Source organism: Thiemannella venezuelensis (assembly GCF_014203605.1).
Classification (GTDB): Bacteria; Actinomycetota; Actinomycetes; order Streptosporangiales; family Streptosporangiaceae; genus Planomonospora_A; species Planomonospora_A venezuelensis.
Genome location: NZ_JACHJJ010000011.1, coordinates 96,972 through 112,313, shown reverse-complemented (window position 1 = coordinate 112,313; position 15,342 = coordinate 96,972). Strand labels below are relative to the sequence as shown.

The window sequence follows — 15,342 nt, the reverse complement described above, 5'->3', positions numbered from 1 at the left end:
CCTGAGCCGCCGGGCCGGATCCCGGCCCGGCGGCTCAGGACCGGCCGAGGGGACGGGCCTCCGGTCCCGGCGGCCGCCGGCGCCGCAGGTGTCCGAGGACGGCGAGCAGGGCGGTCGCCGCCGCCGCGACCGCCGCGCAGGCCACCAGAGGCAGAGGGGTGGCGAGGGCGACGACGAGGAACATGACGGGCCCGGAGCCCAGGACGTCGAGCGCGGGGTGCTCGCGGCTCCAGAGCATGAACCGGTCCCACGCGAGCAGGCCGAGCGCCAGCGAGCCGTACACGGCTCCCGCGGCGGCGCCCATGAGCGGACCGCGTTCGTCGCCCGTCTGCAGCGCCGCCACCAGCGCGACGGGGACGCCGAGAGCGCGGAGCCATGCCGGCGGCCTGCTCCAGGACGGTTTCCCGCCCGGTACGGCCGGCTGATCCGGATGCGTCATGAGGACCTCCTCGGCGGAGCGGGCCCGCAACGGTTCGGGGCGACCCGTGCGCCCCATCCCGCCCGCCCTACAGATAGCGCGGACGCCTTGCGAGGCGCTTTCAACCGCGGGTGTCCGGCGGGCGCTCCCACGTCGGCGCGGGTCCCAGGCCGGGACCGGTCAGGCCGGGACCGGCCGGTCCGGGACAGGTCAGTCCACCGCGTCCAGGGCCTTGGCGACCTCCTCGGGGGCGAGACGGCGGGAACCGACGTAGTAGAGCACGGACCCGGGCGGGATCTCTGTCCGCCAGCCGGGGTTGACCAGCAGCTCGCGCCCGGCCCGTACGGCGAGCAGGGTCGCGCCGTGGGCGCGGCCGAGCGCGATCTGGCAGCGTTCGACCGGCATCGGCCCCAGTTCCCCGGGGAGCCGCACCGAGTAGGTCCCGGCGCCGCCGTGGGTCATCAGGTCGGTGTAGACCTCGGTGATCCCGGGGTCCTTCAGCTCCTCGGTGATCATGTGGGGGGTGTGCCACTGGACGCAGCGCACGCCCTCGTCGACGTAGCGCAGGTGGCCGGCCCGGCCCAGGTCGCGCAGGGCGACGACCAGGTGGGCGCCCTGCGCGACGTGGTCGGCGGTGACCGTGACCGCCAGCGCCTCGTTGTCGTCGCGGACGTCGACGAGCACGGTGTGCGCCCGCTGCACGCCCGCCCGGCGCAGCACCTCCTCCGCGGTCAGGTCCCCGCGGACGAACTCGACGTCGCGGTCGGGCATGGGGTGGGCGGCGACGTCGTCCCACGCGCAGAGAACGATCTCGCACGGGCCGTCGCCGACCAGCTCGTCCACGATGCGCTCGGTCCGTCCGGGGGTGTAGCCGAGCAGCACGATGTGATCCGATGCCCCGATCGTGACGGCGCCCTGCATCCGTTTTCCCTTCGCTCGTTCCAGTGCTCCCGCCAGCTTGGTGAAGAGCGTCGTCAGCGCGGCGATGCCGCCGACGATGACGTAGACGCCGATGGCGCGGCCCGCGGCCGTCTCCGGGGAGATGTCGCCGTAGCCGACCGTCGCGGCGGTGACCACGAAGTACCACCAGTAGGTGCCGGGCTCGGCGATCTCGCTGTCCGCGGGCTCGGCGAACGCCATCAGCGGCCAGCTCGTCAGGTAGACGAACCCGAGCACGGCGGCGGGGGTCCACCACGTCCCGAGCAGCCCGAGCCGGGCCAGCAGGCGGGCGACGAAGACCGGCACGCTTCTCCTCGCGGTACGGCGGCGGCGTTCCGCCTGCCACCGGACTGAACCGTATGGGCAACCACGATACGGATATCACTCCCGAATCCATACGACCATCGCCTTTCACCCCGCCCACCGGACTGCCGGGCGGACGCGGCCCCCGGTTCCGCACGCCCCCGGGCGACCCGCCGCCCGGCGGCCGGACGCCCGCGCCGCCCCCGCCCCGAAACGATCCACGACCGCCCCCGGCCTGCGCTTGTCCCGGAGGCGCGCGTGCCGTACGGTAAGACGGAAAGCGCTTTCCAAAGGAGGCTCACCCATATGTCCCCCCGAAGCATCGGCGTCGTGATGAACGGTGTCACCGGCCGCATGGGATACCGCCAGCACCTGGTCCGGTCGGTCCTGGCGATCAACGAGCAGGGCGGTGTGCCGCTCTCCGACGGCGGCCGGGTCCTGCTCAGGCCGGTGCTGGTGGGCCGCAGTGCCGAGAAGCTGGAGAAGCTCGCCGCCGACCACGGCATCGCCGACTGGACCACCGACCTCGACGAGGCCCTGGCGTCCGACGACAACCTGATCTACTTCGACGCCCAGGTCACCCAGGCCCGGGTGAAGGCCGTGCTCAAGGCCATCGAGGCCGGCAAGCACATCTACGCCGAGAAGCCGACCGCCGAGACCGTCGCCGACGCTCTGGCGCTCGCCGAGGCCGCCGAGGCCCGGGGCGTCAAGAACGGCGTCGTACAGGACAAGCTGTTCCTGCCGGGCCTGCTCAAGCTCAAGCGCCTCATCGACGGCGGCTTCTTCGGCCGGATCCTCTCGGTGCGCGGCGAGTTCGGCTACTGGGTCTTCGAGGGCGACTGGCAGGAGGCCCAGCGCCCGTCGTGGAACTACCGCACCGAGGACGGCGGCGGCATCGTGCTCGACATGTTCCCGCACTGGGCCTACGTGCTGGAGAACCTGTTCGGCCGCGTCACCTCGGTCTACGCGCGGGCCGTCACGCACATCCCCGAGCGGGTCGACGAGCGCGGCCAGGCCTACGCCGCCACCGCCGACGACGCCGCCTACGGCCTGTTCGAGCTGGAGGGCGGGATCATCGCGCAGATCAACTCCTCCTGGAGCGTCCGCGTGAACCGGGACGAGCTGGTGGAGTTCCAGGTGGACGGGACGCACGGCAGCGCCGTCGCGGGCCTGCGCAACTGCCGCGTCCAGCACCGCGCCGCCACCCCCAAGCCGGTCTGGAACCCCGACCTGCCCGTCACCGCCCGCTTCCGCGACGACTGGCAGGAGGTGCCCGACAACGCCGAGTTCGACAACGGCTTCAAGATCCAGTGGGAGATGTTCGTCCGGCACGTGCTGGAGGACGCGCCGTTCCCGCACGACTTCGCCTCCGGCGCGCGCGGCGTGCGCCTGGCCGAGCTGGGCCTGCGCTCCTCCGCCGAGGGCCGCCGTCTGGAGGTGGAGGCGTGACCCGGATCGTCCTGCCCGGCGGGGAGCACACCCTGCGCGAGCCGGTCGTCTGGGAGAGGCCCGCCGGCCCGCCGAAGAGCCGGATCGTCTACGCCGCCGCCCACGTGGTGGCCGACCCGCTCGGCGAGAACACCCCCGGCTCCCCCGCCGCCGTCGACTGGGACGCGACGCTGCGCTTCCGCCGCCACCTGTGGTCGCACGGCCTGCGCGTGGCCGACGCCATGGACACCGCCCAGCGCAACATGGGCCTGGACTGGGCGGCCACGAGCGAGCTGATCCGGCGCAGCGCGGCCGAGGCCGCGGCGTTCGGCGACCCGGCCGTGCTGGTGGCCTGCGGCGCGGGCACCGACCACGCGCCGCAGGCCGCGACCCTCGACGAGGTGGTGGCCGCCTACACCGAGCAGACGGCGACCGTCCGCGAGGCCGGGGCCGGGGTCATCCTCATGGCCAGCCGCCAGCTCGCCCGGATCGCCCGGGGCCCGGAGGACTACCACGCGGTCTACGGCAAGCTGCTCTCCCAGGCGGACCGGCCGGTGGTCCTGCACTGGCTGGGCGAGATGTTCGACCCGCAGCTCGCGGGTTACTGGGGCTCGCGGGACGTGGCCGAGGCCACCGCGTCGTTCCTGGAGCTGATCCGCGAGCACGCGCCGGCCGTCGACGGGGTCAAGGTCTCGCTGCTCGACGCCGAGCACGAGACCGGGCTGCGCGCGGCGCTGCCGGAAGGGGTGAAGCTCTACACCGGCGACGACTTCAACTACCCGTCGCTGATCGCCTCGGGCAGCCACGCGCTGCTGGGCATCTTCGACGCGATCGCCCCCGCCGCCGCGGCGGCCCTGGCCGCGCTCGACGCCGGGGACCTCGCCCGCTACGAGGAGATCATGGCCCCCACGGTCCCGCTCTCCCGGAAGATCTTCGAGGCGCCGACCTACAACTACAAGACCGGCATCGTCTTCCTGGCCTGGCTCAACGGCCACCAGGACGCCTTCGCCATGGTCAACGGCGCCCAGGCGGCCCGGTCGGTCACCCACCTGGCCGAGGTGTTCCGCCTGGCCGACGCGGCCGGGCTGCTGGCCGACCCCGAGCTGGCCGCCCACCGGATGCGGTCGCTGCTGGCGGTGAACGGGCTGTGAGCGGGCGCAGCGAGCGAGCCGACGGGCACAGCGGCCTGGCTCACGGGACCGGCGGAGGAGGGACCGTGAGCGCGCCTTCGGCGAGCCGTTTCTCGATGAACCAGTGGACGACGAAGCGGTGGTCGGTGGCCGAGGCCGTCGACGGGTGCGTGCGGCACGGTGTCGAGGCGATCGGGCTGTGGCGGCAGGACGTCGCCGCGCAGGGCCTGGACGAGACCGTGAAGCTGGTCCGGGAGGCCGGGCTGCGGGTCTCCTCGCTCTGCCGGGGCGGCTTCCTCACCTCCGGGAGCCCCGGGTCGATCGACGACAACCGCAGGGCGATCGACGAGGCCGCCGCGCTGGAGGCCGCCTGCCTGGTCATGGTGGTCGGCGGGCTGCCCGGTGTGGAGCCCGGTGAGCCGCTGGGCTCCGGCGGCCGGGCGGTCGACCGGGATCTCGCCGGGGCCAGGGAGCGGGTCGCCGAGGCGCTGGCCGTCCTCGCGCCCTACGCCGCGGAGCGCGGCGTGCGGCTGGCCCTGGAGGCGCTCCACCCGATGTACTGCGCCGACCGGGCCGTGCTCTCCACCCTCGGGCAGGCGCTCGACCTGGCGGAGCCGTACCCGGCCGGACAGGTCGGCGTGGTGGTCGACACCTTCCACGTCTGGTGGGACCCGCAGGTCTTCGAGCAGATCGCCCGGGCCGGCGACCGGATCGCCTCCTACCAGGTCTGCGACTTCCTGCACCCGCTCCCGGCCGACGTGCTGATGGGCCGGGGCGTGATGGGCGACGGCGTGATCGACTTCACCCCGCTGACCGAGGCGGTGACCGCGGCGGGCTACACCGGGGACATCGAGGTGGAGATCTTCAACACCGAGGTGTGGGCCGCCGACCCCGACGAGGTCCTGTCCCGGGTGAAGGCGAGGTTCGGCGAGCTGATCGCGCGCTGACCCGGTGGTGCGCCCGTGCGGTGACCCCTGCGGTCCGCCGCACGGGCGCACCGCAGAGTTCACCGCACGGTGACGCTCCGGCTCGGGCAGTACGACTGCGCCCTGCGTACGGCGTCGCGCAGCTCCGCGGGCGGGTTCGGGTCGAGCAGGACCACGAGCCCGTCCTCCTCGCTCTGCGCGAAGACCGCGGGCGCGGCCAGCACGCACTGCCCGGCGCCGCAGCAGCTCTCCCTGTCCACGGTGACCCCCGTGACCCCCGCGTCCGCGGTGGCCTCCGCGGGAGCCCCCGCAGCCGTCTCCCCGGGAACGTCCACGGCGCTCACCAGGTCACCGGGAGGCTGTCCACCCCGTGGATGGCGGCGTCCTCCCGGATGGAGACCTCCTCCAGCGGCACGGCCGCCCTCAGTCCGGGAAAGCGCCGCAGCAGCGCCTGGAGGGCCACCTCCAGCTCCAGGCGCGCGAGGTTCTGCCCGAGGCACTGGTGCGGCCCGAAGCCCAGCGCGACGTGCGCGGTCCTGGGCCGGGTGACGTCGAGCCGGTCGGGGTCCTCGCAGAGCGCGGGGTCGCGGTTGGCCGCCCCCAGGGAGGCCAGGCCGAACTCCCCCGCCCTGATCCGCTGTCCGCCCAGCGTGAGGTCCTCCTTCGCCCCTCGGAACATCACCGCGTCGATGATCGACAGATAGCGCAGCAGCTCGTCGGCGGCCCCCGGCGCCCCCTGCCTGACCAGGGCCAGCTGGTCGGGGTGCCGCAGCAGCAGCAGCGTGCCGAGGCCGAGCATGTTCGCGGTCGTCTCGTGCCCGGCGACCAGCAGCAGCATCGAGATCTGCACCAGCTCGCCGTCGGTGAGCACTCCCTCGCGGACGAGTTCCCCGATGAGCGCGCCGTCCGGTTCGGCCCGCTTGGCGGCGATCAGCTTCGCCAGGTGGCCGGCGAGCCGGTCCAGTGCGGCTTCGGTCTCCCCTGCCGGGGAGTCCAGCCGGACGAGCGCGCGGGCCGCCTCCTGGAACCCGGCCCGCTCCTCGTACGGCATGCCGAGCAGCTCGCAGATGACCAGGGACGGCACCGGCAGCGCGAACTCGGCGACCAGGTCCACCGGCCGGGGCAGGCGCTCCATCGCGTCCAGCCGCTCGGCGACGATCTGCTCGATCCGCGGGCGGAGCCGGTTCGTCCGCTGGACGGTGAAGTGCGGGATGAGCATGCGCCGGTAGCGGGCGTGTTCCGGGCCGTCCATCTCGATGAACATCCCGGGCTCCGGCTGCTTCAGGCGCAGGGGCCGGTCCTCGCCGAGGCCGCCGTCCACCGAGGAGCTCCACCGGGGGTCGGCGAGCATCCGGCGGACCAGGTCGTGCCCGGTGACCAGCCAGACCTCGCTGCCGTCGAGCGGCATCACGGCCCGGGCGACCGGCCGGGCGGTACGCAGCCCGGCCAGCTCGGGGGACGGGTCGAACGGGCAGGTCCGCCTGATCGGCACCTCGGGAAGCCCGCTGTCTACGGGGTAGCCGGTGTCTACGGGGTACCCGGAGAATTCAGAACGTTGAGTCATGCCCTCCACGGTGCGCGCGGGCGCTCACCGCGAGCCGACCCGGCGCTGACAGCCACCCGGCCACCGCGGTGAGCGCCGCGTCACCGGTCATCCCCGCGCCCTCGTCGTAGGCCGCGCGGTGACCGGCGGCGCCCAGCGCGGCCCGGGCGCGGCGGCCCGTCTCCCGGGCCTGGGGATCGCAGATCTCGATCCCGCGCAGCGCGCGCGCCGTACCCAGCAGGAAGGCCGACCGCCGCACGTCGCCGCAGGCCAGGGCCAGGCTCGCCAGCCCCTCGGCGGCCAGCGCCGCGGACGGCAGGTCTCCGGCGTCGGCGGCGAGGCGGAAGGCCTCCCGGTGGTGCCGCAGCGAGGCGTCGGGGTCGCCCCGGCTCTCCGCGACCCTCCCGAGGCCGGTCAGCGCCCGTGCCCGCGCCTGCTCCACCCCGCCCCAGTGCGGCTCGCACCCGGCCAGGGCCAGCCCGTAGAGCTCACCGGCCTCCTCCGCCCTGCCGCGCCGGTGGGCCACGCCCGCCAGGCCGAGCCGGACCGTGACCCAGACCTCGGGCACGTCGAGCGCGCGGGCGATCCCGGCCGCCTCCGCGCAGTCGGCCGCGGCGGCCGCCACGTCCCCGGCGTCGCCGGTGCGCAGGCGCTCGGCGGCCCGGCTGCACAGCAGGAAGACCCGGTCCTCGGGCGAGCCGAGCCGGTCGACCAGCTCCATGGCCCGCTCGACCGTCGCCACGGCCCGCCGGTGCTCGCCCCGCCAGCCCAGCGGCTCGGCGGCGCACAGCAGCGCCTGGGCCATGCCCCAGCGGTCGCCCTGGGCGGTGAACCCCTCCAGCGACCGGGCGAACTCCTCCTCGGCCTGCGCCACCCGGCCGGAGGCCAGCCGGACGAAGCCGAGGACCAGCCGGGCCAGCGCACGGGTCCACGGGTCGGGATCGGCGACGGCCCGCAGGACGTCCTCCCCTGCCGTCCCGTACCTCCCGCCGACGATGGTGACGAGAGAGCCGATCACGGACAGGATCGGGTGCCGGGGCCGGGACGGCAGTGCCCGGGCGAACCGTTCGGCCTGCTCGATCAGGCTCCGGTCCGAGGTGTTCACCATGGCCACGGCGAGCACGCACAGGACGTACTCCTCCTCCATGCCGGGCGGGGGCGTCCGGCCGACCGCCGAGAGGGTCCGCTCCGCGAACGCGTGGCCCTCCATCCGCATCCCGCGCAGCATCCAGTACCACCACAGCGCGGCGACCAGGCTCAGCGCCCGCTCGCTCCGCCCGGCCTCGGTGGTCCGGTGGAACGCGGCGCGCAGCTCGTCGTCCTCGGCGGCCAGCCGCCGCAGCCACACCAGCTGGTCCCGGCCGCGCAGCTCCGGCGCGGCCCGTTCGGCGAGCGCGGTGAAGTGCCCGGCGTGGGCCTCGCGCAGCCGCTCCTCCTCCCCGGACTCGGCCAGGCGCTCGGCGCAGAACGCGCGGATGGTCTCCAGCATCCGGTAGCGGCCCTCCGCCACCTCGATCAGCGACTTGTCCACGAGCGCGGCCAGCAGGTCGAGCGTGTCGCGGCCGGACAGGGCGTCGCCCGCGTCGCGGGCGCCGTTCCCGCAGACCTGCTCGGCCGCCTCCAGCGTGGCGCCGCGGGCGAAGACCGCGAACCGCCGGGCGAACACCCTCTCCGGCTCCTCCAGCAGGTCCCAGCTCCAGGCCACGACCGCGCGGAGCGTGCGGTGCTGCGGCAGCGCCGTACGGCTGCCGCCGGTGAACAGCCGGAACCGGTCGTCCAGCCGGTCGGCGGCCTCGCCGGGATCCATCGAGCGGAGCCGGGCCGCCGCCAGCTCGATCGCCAGGGGCAGCCCGTCCAGCGCCCGGCAGATGCGCAGCAGGACCGCCTCCCCGGCGTCCAGGCCGGGTCGTACGGCGAGCGCCCGGTCCCGCAGCAGCCGCAGGGCGAGCTCCTCCGGCAGCGGGTGCACGGCGAGCAGCAGCTCCCCGGTGATCCCGAGCGGCTCACGGCTGGTCGCCAGCACCCGCGTCCCGGGGCAGGTCGCGAGCAGCCGGTCGGTGAGGCGCGCGGCGGCCTCCACGACGTGCTCGCAGTTGTCCAGGACCAGCACCAGATCGCGACCGGCGAGCGCGGCGGCCAGCCGCTCCTCGGGCCCGGGCGTGCGGGTCACGCGGAGCGCCGTCTCCCGGACGCCGAGCTCGCCCAGGAGCAGGTTCGGCAGATCGCGGCCGTCGCGCAGGTGGGCCAGCTCGACGAAGCAGACCTCACCGTCGAGCCCGGCGGCCGCCTCGGCCGCGAGGCGGGTCTTGCCCACCCCGCCGGGACCGGTGAGTGTGACCAGCCGCCGTTCCCGCAGCAGCCCGCGGACGCGTGCGATCTCCTCCTCCCGTCCCACGAAACCGGTGAGCTGCGCCCGGAGGCCGCGCCTGACCGGCTCGGCGCCGCGCAGGATCTCCAGATGCGTCGCAGCCAGGTCCGGTGAGGGGTCGGCGCCCAGTTCCTCGGCGAGCAGGCGCCGGGTGCGCTCGAAAGCGGCCAGTGCCTCGGCCCGCCGCCCCTCCGCGCTCAGGGCCCGCAGGAGAAGCCCGCACAGGCGTTCCCTGAGCGGGTGCTCGTCCAGCAGCGCCCGCATCTCGGCGACCGAGCCTCCGCCCGCCTCGAACCGGTCCTCCATCGCGCCGAGCCGGAGCTCCTGCAGGCGTCCGGCCAGCCGCTCGGGTGCCGGTCCGCGCCACAGTCCCAGCGCCTCCTGCAGGAGGACGAGCGCTCCGGGCCGGTCACCCGCGGCCAGCGCGCGCCGTCCCTCACCGGCCAGTCTCTCGAACCGGTGTGCGTCCACGTCCTCGGGCCGGGCCTCGATCCGGTAACCGGACGGGAGCAGTTCGACGGCGACGCCGAGCCTGCGCAACCGGGAGATCTGGGAGTGCAGGGAGCGCGGAGCACCGGGCGGAGGGCACCCGCCGTACAGGGCGTCGATCAGCCGGTCGGCGGAGACCGTCGCGCCGGGCTCCTCCAGCAGCGCCACCAGGAGGGCGCGCAACCCCGGTCCGGGAACCTCGGCGGGCCCGCCCTCCGCTCCCGCCAGCCGGACGGGGCCCAGCAGCTCGAAACGCATGGTTCGATTCTCGCTCCCGCCCGCCGGGCCCGCGATTCGCCGCCTCCGGCCCCGCACCGCGCGCCGGGCGGGGCACGACCCGGCGGCGGCCGGCGGAGACCCGTTATGGATTTGTCCGCCGCTTGTGCCGGAGCAATCGGAAAGTAGCCGTACCGTTGGAGTCATGACGATCGCAGAGCGCGAGTCGAGCCCCGCCGTGCGGCGCCCGTCCGAGCATGTCACCGCCGTCCATGAGGCGATCAGGGAGTGGGAGGCCGCCCACCCGGACTCGGCTCCGTCCGGGGAGGGGCAGGCCATCCTGTGGGCGCTCGGCGAGTGCGCGCAGGCGCCGATCAGCGGCCGCCCGTCCGAGGGCCCGCCGACCCTCGCCGACGCCTGCGCGGAGATCGACGCCGCCGAGCGGGTTCCGCGCGAGGGCAGGATCATCCCGGCCGACGGGGTCGTGAGCGCGCTGCGCTGGCTGATCGGGGCCAAGGACGGGGTGCCGGTTCCCGGCAAGCGTCCCGCCGAGGGGTGGGGACACCTGGTCGGCGGCCGCGGGGTGGTCATGCGCGGTGAGGCCGAGATCGGCCGGATCGCCGAGGCCGCGCGGGCGGGTCTGGCGGACGCGCCGGACGAGTGGGACAGGACCTGGTGCTCCGGGACGGTCGCCGTGTGCGAGTGGATGCTGGGCGCCCGCTCGAAGTCGCCCGTCCGGGACACCCCGCGCCCGATGAACGGGCCGACCGGGGTCAACCTCGGGATGGAGGAGCGCGCCGCCGAGGACGTCTCCCGGCAGCTCGGCCGGGGCCGGCGGCACTCCCCCGGCTACGGCGACGGGGTCATCCGCACCATCCAGTGGCTGCGCGGGCAGATCACCGTGCCGCCCGTGAACGAGCAGGGCCGGCCGGTCCCCGGCGCCCGCTGACCCTGTCCGCGCCGCCGGCCCGGTTCCGCCGGCGCGGACCGGCGGCCGTTCTCCGGCGGGAGCGGCCCGGCGGTCAGCCCGGGGCCTGCGGCCCCACCCTCCGCGTGCTCTCGCGGAGGACGACCTCGCCGGTCACCAGCTCGGCCCTGGCCTCTTCCACCGGATCGAGGGCGAGCTCCAGGGCGCGGGCGCCCATGTCCTGCAGCGGGAGCCGTACGGTCGACAGCGCCGGGACCAGGTCCCGCAGCGTGGCGATGTCGTCGAACCCGGCGACCGAGACGTCCTGCGGCACCCTGATCCCCCGGTCGCGGAACGCCGCCAGCGCGCCCACCGCCATCACGTCGTTGACCGCGAACACGCAGGTGACGCCCTCGTCCGGGGCGGTGATCCCGTCCGCGAGGCCGGCCGCCGCGGTGTAGCCGCCGTCGCGGTCGAAGGGACCGTGCACGAGCCGCGGCGCGGGCAGGCCCAGCCCGGCCAGCGCCCCGGCGAAGCCCGCCACCCGGTCCCGGGCGGTGACCAGCCCGGCGGGCCCGGCCAGTACGGCGAAGCGCCGGTGGCCGAGCCCGGCGAGGGTCCGGGCGAGCTCGGCGGCGCCCTCGGCGTTGCCGGGGACCACGGTGTCGGCGTCGAGCAGGTCCTGGCCGACGCAGGCGACCCGGCCGCCGCCCTCCCGGTAGCGGTCGAGCTCCTCGCGCAGGCGCCGCGTCACGTGCGGGTCGGCGGTCCGGGACCCGGCGAGCAGGACGGCGCACACCCGCTGCGCGTTCAGGGTCGAGACGTAGGCGATCTCCCGCTCGGGGTCCCGGTGCGTGGTGCCGACCATGACCACCAGCCCGCGGCTCTCGGCCACCCGCATCGCCCCGTCGGCGATGGCGGCGAAGTAGGGGTCGACCAGGTCGTGGACGACGAGCCCGATCACGTTGCCGGCGCCGCGCGCCAGCGCCTGGGCCGCCACGTTCGGCCGGTAGCCGAGCTGCGTGGCGGCGAGCTCGACCTTGGCCCGCAACGACGCGCCCACCTGCCGGGTGCTGCCGTTGAGGACCCGCGACGCCGTGGCGAGCGAGACCCCGGCGTGCCTGGCGACGTCCTCAAGCGTGACCACGGGCAACCTCCAGGAAAACGATTTCCGATTCTGCCAGACGCGCCGCCTCACCGCACCCGCCGAAGATCGGAGAATCCCTCCCGACCGGCCCCGGGCACGCCTTCCTCCCGCCTCCCGCCGGACGGTCCCGCCCGCGACCGGGGGCGCCCCGCCCGCACCGAGTGTTGTTACTGGCGAGTAGCATGGGTGCGGAAGCTACCCAGCAACGAGGAGCGAACCCCGTGCCTTCGTCTCGTGACGTCGTATTCGTCGACGGAGTGCGTACGCCCTTCGGCAAGTCGGGCCCCAAGGGCCTGTACGCCGAGACGCGCGCCGACGACCTGGTGATCCGCGTCATCCGCGAGCTGATCCGGCGTAATCCGAACCTGCCGCCGGAGCGCGTCGACGAGGTGGCCATCGCGGCCACCACCCAGATCGGCGATCAGGGGCTGACCATCGGCCGCTCCGCCGCCGTCCTGGCCGGACTGCCCAAGAGCGTCCCCGGCTACGCGATCGACCGCATGTGCGCCGGCGCGATGACCGCCGTGACCTCCGTCGCCGGCGGCATCGCCTTCGGCGCCTACGACGTCGCCATCGCCGGCGGCGTCGAGCACATGGGCCGCCACCCCATGGGCGAGGGCGTCGACCCCAACCCGCGGTTCGTCGCCGAGCAGATCGTGGACACCTCCGCGCTGGTCATGGGCATGACCGCGGAGAACCTGCACGACCGCTACCCGACGATCACCAAGGAGCGCGCGGACGCCTTCGCCCTCGCCTCCCAGGAGAAGGTCGCCAAGGCCTACGCCGACGGCAAGATCCAGCCCGGCCTGGTCCCGGTGGCCGTGCGCTCCGCCGAGCGGGGCTGGGGCCTGGCCACCGCCGACGAGGCTCCCCGCCCCGGCACCACGCTGGACGGCCTGGGCACGCTGAAGACCCCGTTCCGCCCGCACGGCCGGGTCACCGCGGGCAACGCCTCCGGCATCAACGACGGCGCGACCGGCTGCCTGCTCGCCGCCTCCGACGTCGCCGCCGAGCTGGGCCTCGCGCCGAAGATGCGCCTGGTCTCCTACGCCTTCGCGGGCGTGGACCCCGAGGTGATGGGCGTCGGCCCGATCCCGTCCACCGAGCGGGCGCTGCGCCTGGCCGGGCTCTCCATCGGCGACATCGGCCTGTTCGAGATCAACGAGGCGTTCGCCGTACAGGTGCTGGCGTTCCTGGAGCACTTCGGCATCGCCGACGACGACGCCCGGGTCAACCCCTACGGCGGCGCGATCGCCTTCGGGCACCCGCTCGCCTCCTCGGGCGTGCGGCTGATGACCCAGCTCGCCCACCAGTTCGGCGAGCGCCCCGAGGTCCGCTACGGCGTCACCACGATGTGCGTCGGCATGGGCATGGGCGGAACGGTCATCTGGGAGAACCTCGCCTGGGAAGGTGCGAAGTAGTGAGTGACATCAAGGAGCTCTTCGCTGACGAGGTCGTCACCAGGGCGATCGTCCGCGACGTCGAGCTGCCGTACGGCGCGGGCACCATGGCCCTGATCACGCTGGACAACGGCTTCGACCACACCAAGCCGTCCACCTTCGGCCCCGCCGGCCTGACCTCGCTCAACGAGGCCATCGACTCCGTCGCGGGCCGCGGCGACCTGGCCGCGGTGGGCGTCGTCGGCAAGCCGTTCATCTTCGCGGTCGGCGCCGACCTCAAGGGCGCCGCCCTGGTCTCCGAGCGCGAGCAGGCGCTGGCCATCGGCAAGCTGGGCCACGACGTGTTCCGCCGCCTCGGCGAGCTGGACGTGCCGTCGTTCGCGTTCGTCAACGGCGCGGCGATGGGCGGCGGCCTGGAGGTCGCCCTGCACTGCACCTACCGGACCATCTCCTCCGGCGTGCCCGCGGTGGCCCTGCCCGAGTGCTTCCTCGGCCTGGTCCCCGGCTGGGGCGGCACCCAGCTGCTGCCCCGCCTGATCGGCCCGGCGAACGCGCTCAAGCTGATCATCGAGAACCCGCTCGCGCAGAACCGCATGATCAAGGGCCGGGACGCCTTCAGGCTCGGTGTCGCCGACGCGATGTTCGAGGCCGCCGACTTCCTGGAGGAGTCGCTGCGCTGGGCCGCCCAGGTGCTCCGCGGCGAGGTGGCCGTCACCCGGACCGACCACACCGCCGAGGACTGGTCCAAGACGATCGCCGACGCCCGCTTCCTGCTCGACATGAAGCTGCACGGCGCCAACCCGGCCCCGTACCGGGCGCTGGAGCTGGTCGAGCTGGCCCGCACCGCCTCCCGCGACGAGGGCTTCGACGCCGAGGACCAGGCCCTGGCCGACCTGCTCATGGGCGACGAGCTCCGTGCCGGGCTGTACGCCTTCGACCTGGTGCAGCGCCGCGCCAAGCGGCCCGCCGGGGCGCCGGACAAGGCGCTGGCCCGCAAGGTCACCAAGGTGGGCGTCGTCGGCGCCGGCCTGATGGCCTCGCAGATGGCGCTGCTGTTCGCCCGCCGTCTGGAGGTCCCGGTCGTCCTGACCGACCTGGACCAGGCCCGCCTCGACAAGGGCGTCGCCTACGTCCACGCCGAGGTCGACAAGCTGCTCGGCAAGGGCCGGATCTCCGGCGACCAGGCCAACCGGCTCAAGGCCCTGGTCACCGGTTCGCTGACCAAGGACGCGTTCGCCGACGCCGACTTCGTCATCGAGGCCGTCTTCGAGGACATGAAGGTCAAGCAGAAGGTGTTCGCCGAGGTCGAGGCCGTGGTCTCGGAGACCTGCGTGCTGGCGACCAACACCTCCTCGCTCTCCCTCACCGAGATGGGCTCGGAGCTGGCGCACCCCGAGCGCCTGGTGGGCTTCCACTTCTTCAACCCGGTCGCGGTCATGCCGCTGCTGGAGATCATCCGCGGCCACGCCACGGACGACGCCACGCTCGCCACCGCGTTCGCGGTCGGCAGGTCGCTGAAGAAGTCCAGCGTGCTGGTGAAGGACGCCCCGGCGTTCGTCGTCAACCGGCTGCTGACCCGCTTCATGGGCGAGGTCATCACCGCCGTGGACGAGGGCACCCCGCTGGAGGTCGCCGACCACGCGCTCGACGGCCTCGGCCTGCCGATGACGCCGTTCGCGCTGCTGCAGCTGGTCGGCCCGGCCGTCGGCCTGCACGTCTCCGAGACCCTGCACGCCGCCTTCCCCGACCGCTTCGGCGTCTCGGAGAACATGGCCAAGCTGGTCGCGGCGGGCAAGCCCGGCGTCTACGCCCCGGACTTCTCCCTCGACCCCGAGGCGGTGGCGATCTTCTCCGGCGGTGCCTCCCCCTCCACGGCCGAGCAGGTGCGCGAGCGCACGCTCCGCGCGCTGGAGCAGGAGATCCGCATCATGCTGGAGGAAGGCGTGGTCGCCGCGGCGCAGGACATCGACCTGTGCATGATCCTGGGCGCGGGCTGGCCGTTCCACCTGGGCGGCATCACCCCGTACCTGGACCGCGCCGGCGTCGCCGAGCCGCGCTTCCTGGAGCCGGGCGCGGCCTCCGTCCCCGCGTAACCGCACCGCACGTCCGCCCCCGTCCCGGGCCGCTC

General features: G+C 74.5%; 12 protein-coding genes. 6 read left to right on the top strand and 6 right to left on the bottom strand.

Features of this window, described 5'->3' with window-relative positions:
• Window positions 1–34: 34 nt before the first annotated feature.
• Together FHS22_RS17815 and FHS22_RS17810 are read right to left on the bottom strand one after the other, a co-directional pair.
• Complete coding sequence (locus FHS22_RS17815; protein WP_184943062.1) at window positions 35–439, bottom strand: hypothetical protein; 405 nt, start codon at window positions 437–439, stop codon at window positions 35–37.
• A 189-nt stretch (window positions 440–628) separates the two neighbouring features.
• Window positions 629–1,663, bottom strand: a complete 1,035-nt coding sequence (locus FHS22_RS17810; RefSeq protein WP_184943061.1) for an ion channel — start codon at window positions 1,661–1,663, stop codon at window positions 629–631.
• A 303-nt stretch (window positions 1,664–1,966) separates the two neighbouring features.
• On the opposite strand from FHS22_RS17810, the gene FHS22_RS17805 reads away from it, so the two are divergent.
• From FHS22_RS17805 to FHS22_RS17795, 3 genes are all read left to right on the top strand, one after another.
• Entirely contained in the window at window positions 1,967–3,109 is a 1,143-nt protein-coding gene (locus tag FHS22_RS17805; protein WP_184943059.1) for a Gfo/Idh/MocA family protein, read from the top strand.
• Complete coding sequence (locus FHS22_RS17800) at window positions 3,106–4,239, top strand: dihydrodipicolinate synthase family protein (protein WP_184943057.1); 1,134 nt, start codon at window positions 3,106–3,108, stop codon at window positions 4,237–4,239. Before FHS22_RS17805 ends, FHS22_RS17800 begins: the two co-directional genes overlap by 4 nt.
• A 95-nt stretch (window positions 4,240–4,334) precedes the next feature.
• A complete protein-coding gene (locus FHS22_RS17795) occupies window positions 4,335–5,165 on the top strand; it encodes a sugar phosphate isomerase/epimerase family protein (protein WP_184943254.1) in 831 nt (276 codons plus the stop codon).
• A gap of 59 nt (window positions 5,166–5,224) precedes the next feature.
• Here the strand turns inward: FHS22_RS17795 and FHS22_RS17790 are convergent, their stop codons facing one another.
• Genes FHS22_RS17790 through FHS22_RS17780 form a run of 3 tightly spaced genes read right to left on the bottom strand, consistent with a single transcriptional unit; the run spans window position 5,225 to window position 9,802 of the window.
• Complete coding sequence (locus tag FHS22_RS17790; protein WP_338047796.1) at window positions 5,225–5,488, bottom strand: ferredoxin; 264 nt, start codon at window positions 5,486–5,488, stop codon at window positions 5,225–5,227.
• Window positions 5,485–6,636 (bottom strand): cytochrome P450, encoded by a 1,152-nt coding sequence (locus FHS22_RS17785; protein WP_338047795.1) that lies wholly within the window; start codon window positions 6,634–6,636, stop codon window positions 5,485–5,487. The genes FHS22_RS17790 and FHS22_RS17785 overlap by 4 nt, the downstream gene beginning before the upstream one ends.
• Before the next feature lie 55 nt (window positions 6,637–6,691).
• The gene (locus FHS22_RS17780) at window positions 6,692–9,802 is read right to left on the bottom strand and encodes an AfsR/SARP family transcriptional regulator (RefSeq protein WP_184943053.1); all 3,111 of its coding nucleotides are present in this window, start codon (window positions 9,800–9,802) and stop codon (window positions 6,692–6,694) included.
• Window positions 9,803–9,965: 163 nt separating this feature from the next.
• On the opposite strand from FHS22_RS17780, the gene FHS22_RS17775 reads away from it, so the two are divergent.
• Window positions 9,966–10,709 carry a hypothetical protein gene (locus FHS22_RS17775; RefSeq protein ID WP_184943051.1) on the top strand — a complete coding sequence of 248 codons (744 nt, stop codon included), beginning with the start codon at window positions 9,966–9,968 and terminating at the stop codon, window positions 10,707–10,709.
• 73 nt (window positions 10,710–10,782) lie between these two features.
• Here the strand turns inward: FHS22_RS17775 and FHS22_RS17770 are convergent, their stop codons facing one another.
• Complete coding sequence (locus FHS22_RS17770; protein WP_184943049.1) at window positions 10,783–11,814, bottom strand: LacI family DNA-binding transcriptional regulator; 1,032 nt, start codon at window positions 11,812–11,814, stop codon at window positions 10,783–10,785.
• A 221-nt stretch (window positions 11,815–12,035) separates the two neighbouring features.
• Here FHS22_RS17770 and FHS22_RS17765 point away from each other — a divergent pair, with 221 nt between their 5' ends.
• Both FHS22_RS17765 and FHS22_RS17760 read left to right on the top strand, forming a co-directional pair.
• Window positions 12,036–13,235 (top strand): thiolase family protein, encoded by a 1,200-nt coding sequence (locus FHS22_RS17765; protein ID WP_184943047.1) that lies wholly within the window; start codon window positions 12,036–12,038, stop codon window positions 13,233–13,235.
• Window positions 13,235–15,307: a 3-hydroxyacyl-CoA dehydrogenase NAD-binding domain-containing protein gene (locus FHS22_RS17760; protein WP_184943045.1), complete on the top strand. Its 2,073-nt coding sequence runs from the start codon at window positions 13,235–13,237 to the stop codon at window positions 15,305–15,307. Before FHS22_RS17765 ends, FHS22_RS17760 begins: the two co-directional genes overlap by 1 nt.
• Window positions 15,308–15,342 lie beyond the last annotated feature (35 nt).

Coding starts and splice junctions, on each gene's coding strand:
- FHS22_RS17815 (WP_184943062.1), bottom strand. CDS start 439: ATGACGCATCCGGATCAGCCGGCCGTACCGGGCGGGAAACCGTCCTGG.
- FHS22_RS17805 (WP_184943059.1), top strand. CDS start 1,967: ATGTCCCCCCGAAGCATCGGCGTCGTGATGAACGGTGTCACCGGCCGC.
- FHS22_RS17795 (WP_184943254.1), top strand. CDS start 4,335: ATGAACCAGTGGACGACGAAGCGGTGGTCGGTGGCCGAGGCCGTCGAC.
- FHS22_RS17780 (WP_184943053.1), bottom strand. CDS start 9,802: ATGCGTTTCGAGCTGCTGGGCCCCGTCCGGCTGGCGGGAGCGGAGGGC.
- FHS22_RS17775 (WP_184943051.1), top strand. CDS start 9,966: ATGACGATCGCAGAGCGCGAGTCGAGCCCCGCCGTGCGGCGCCCGTCC.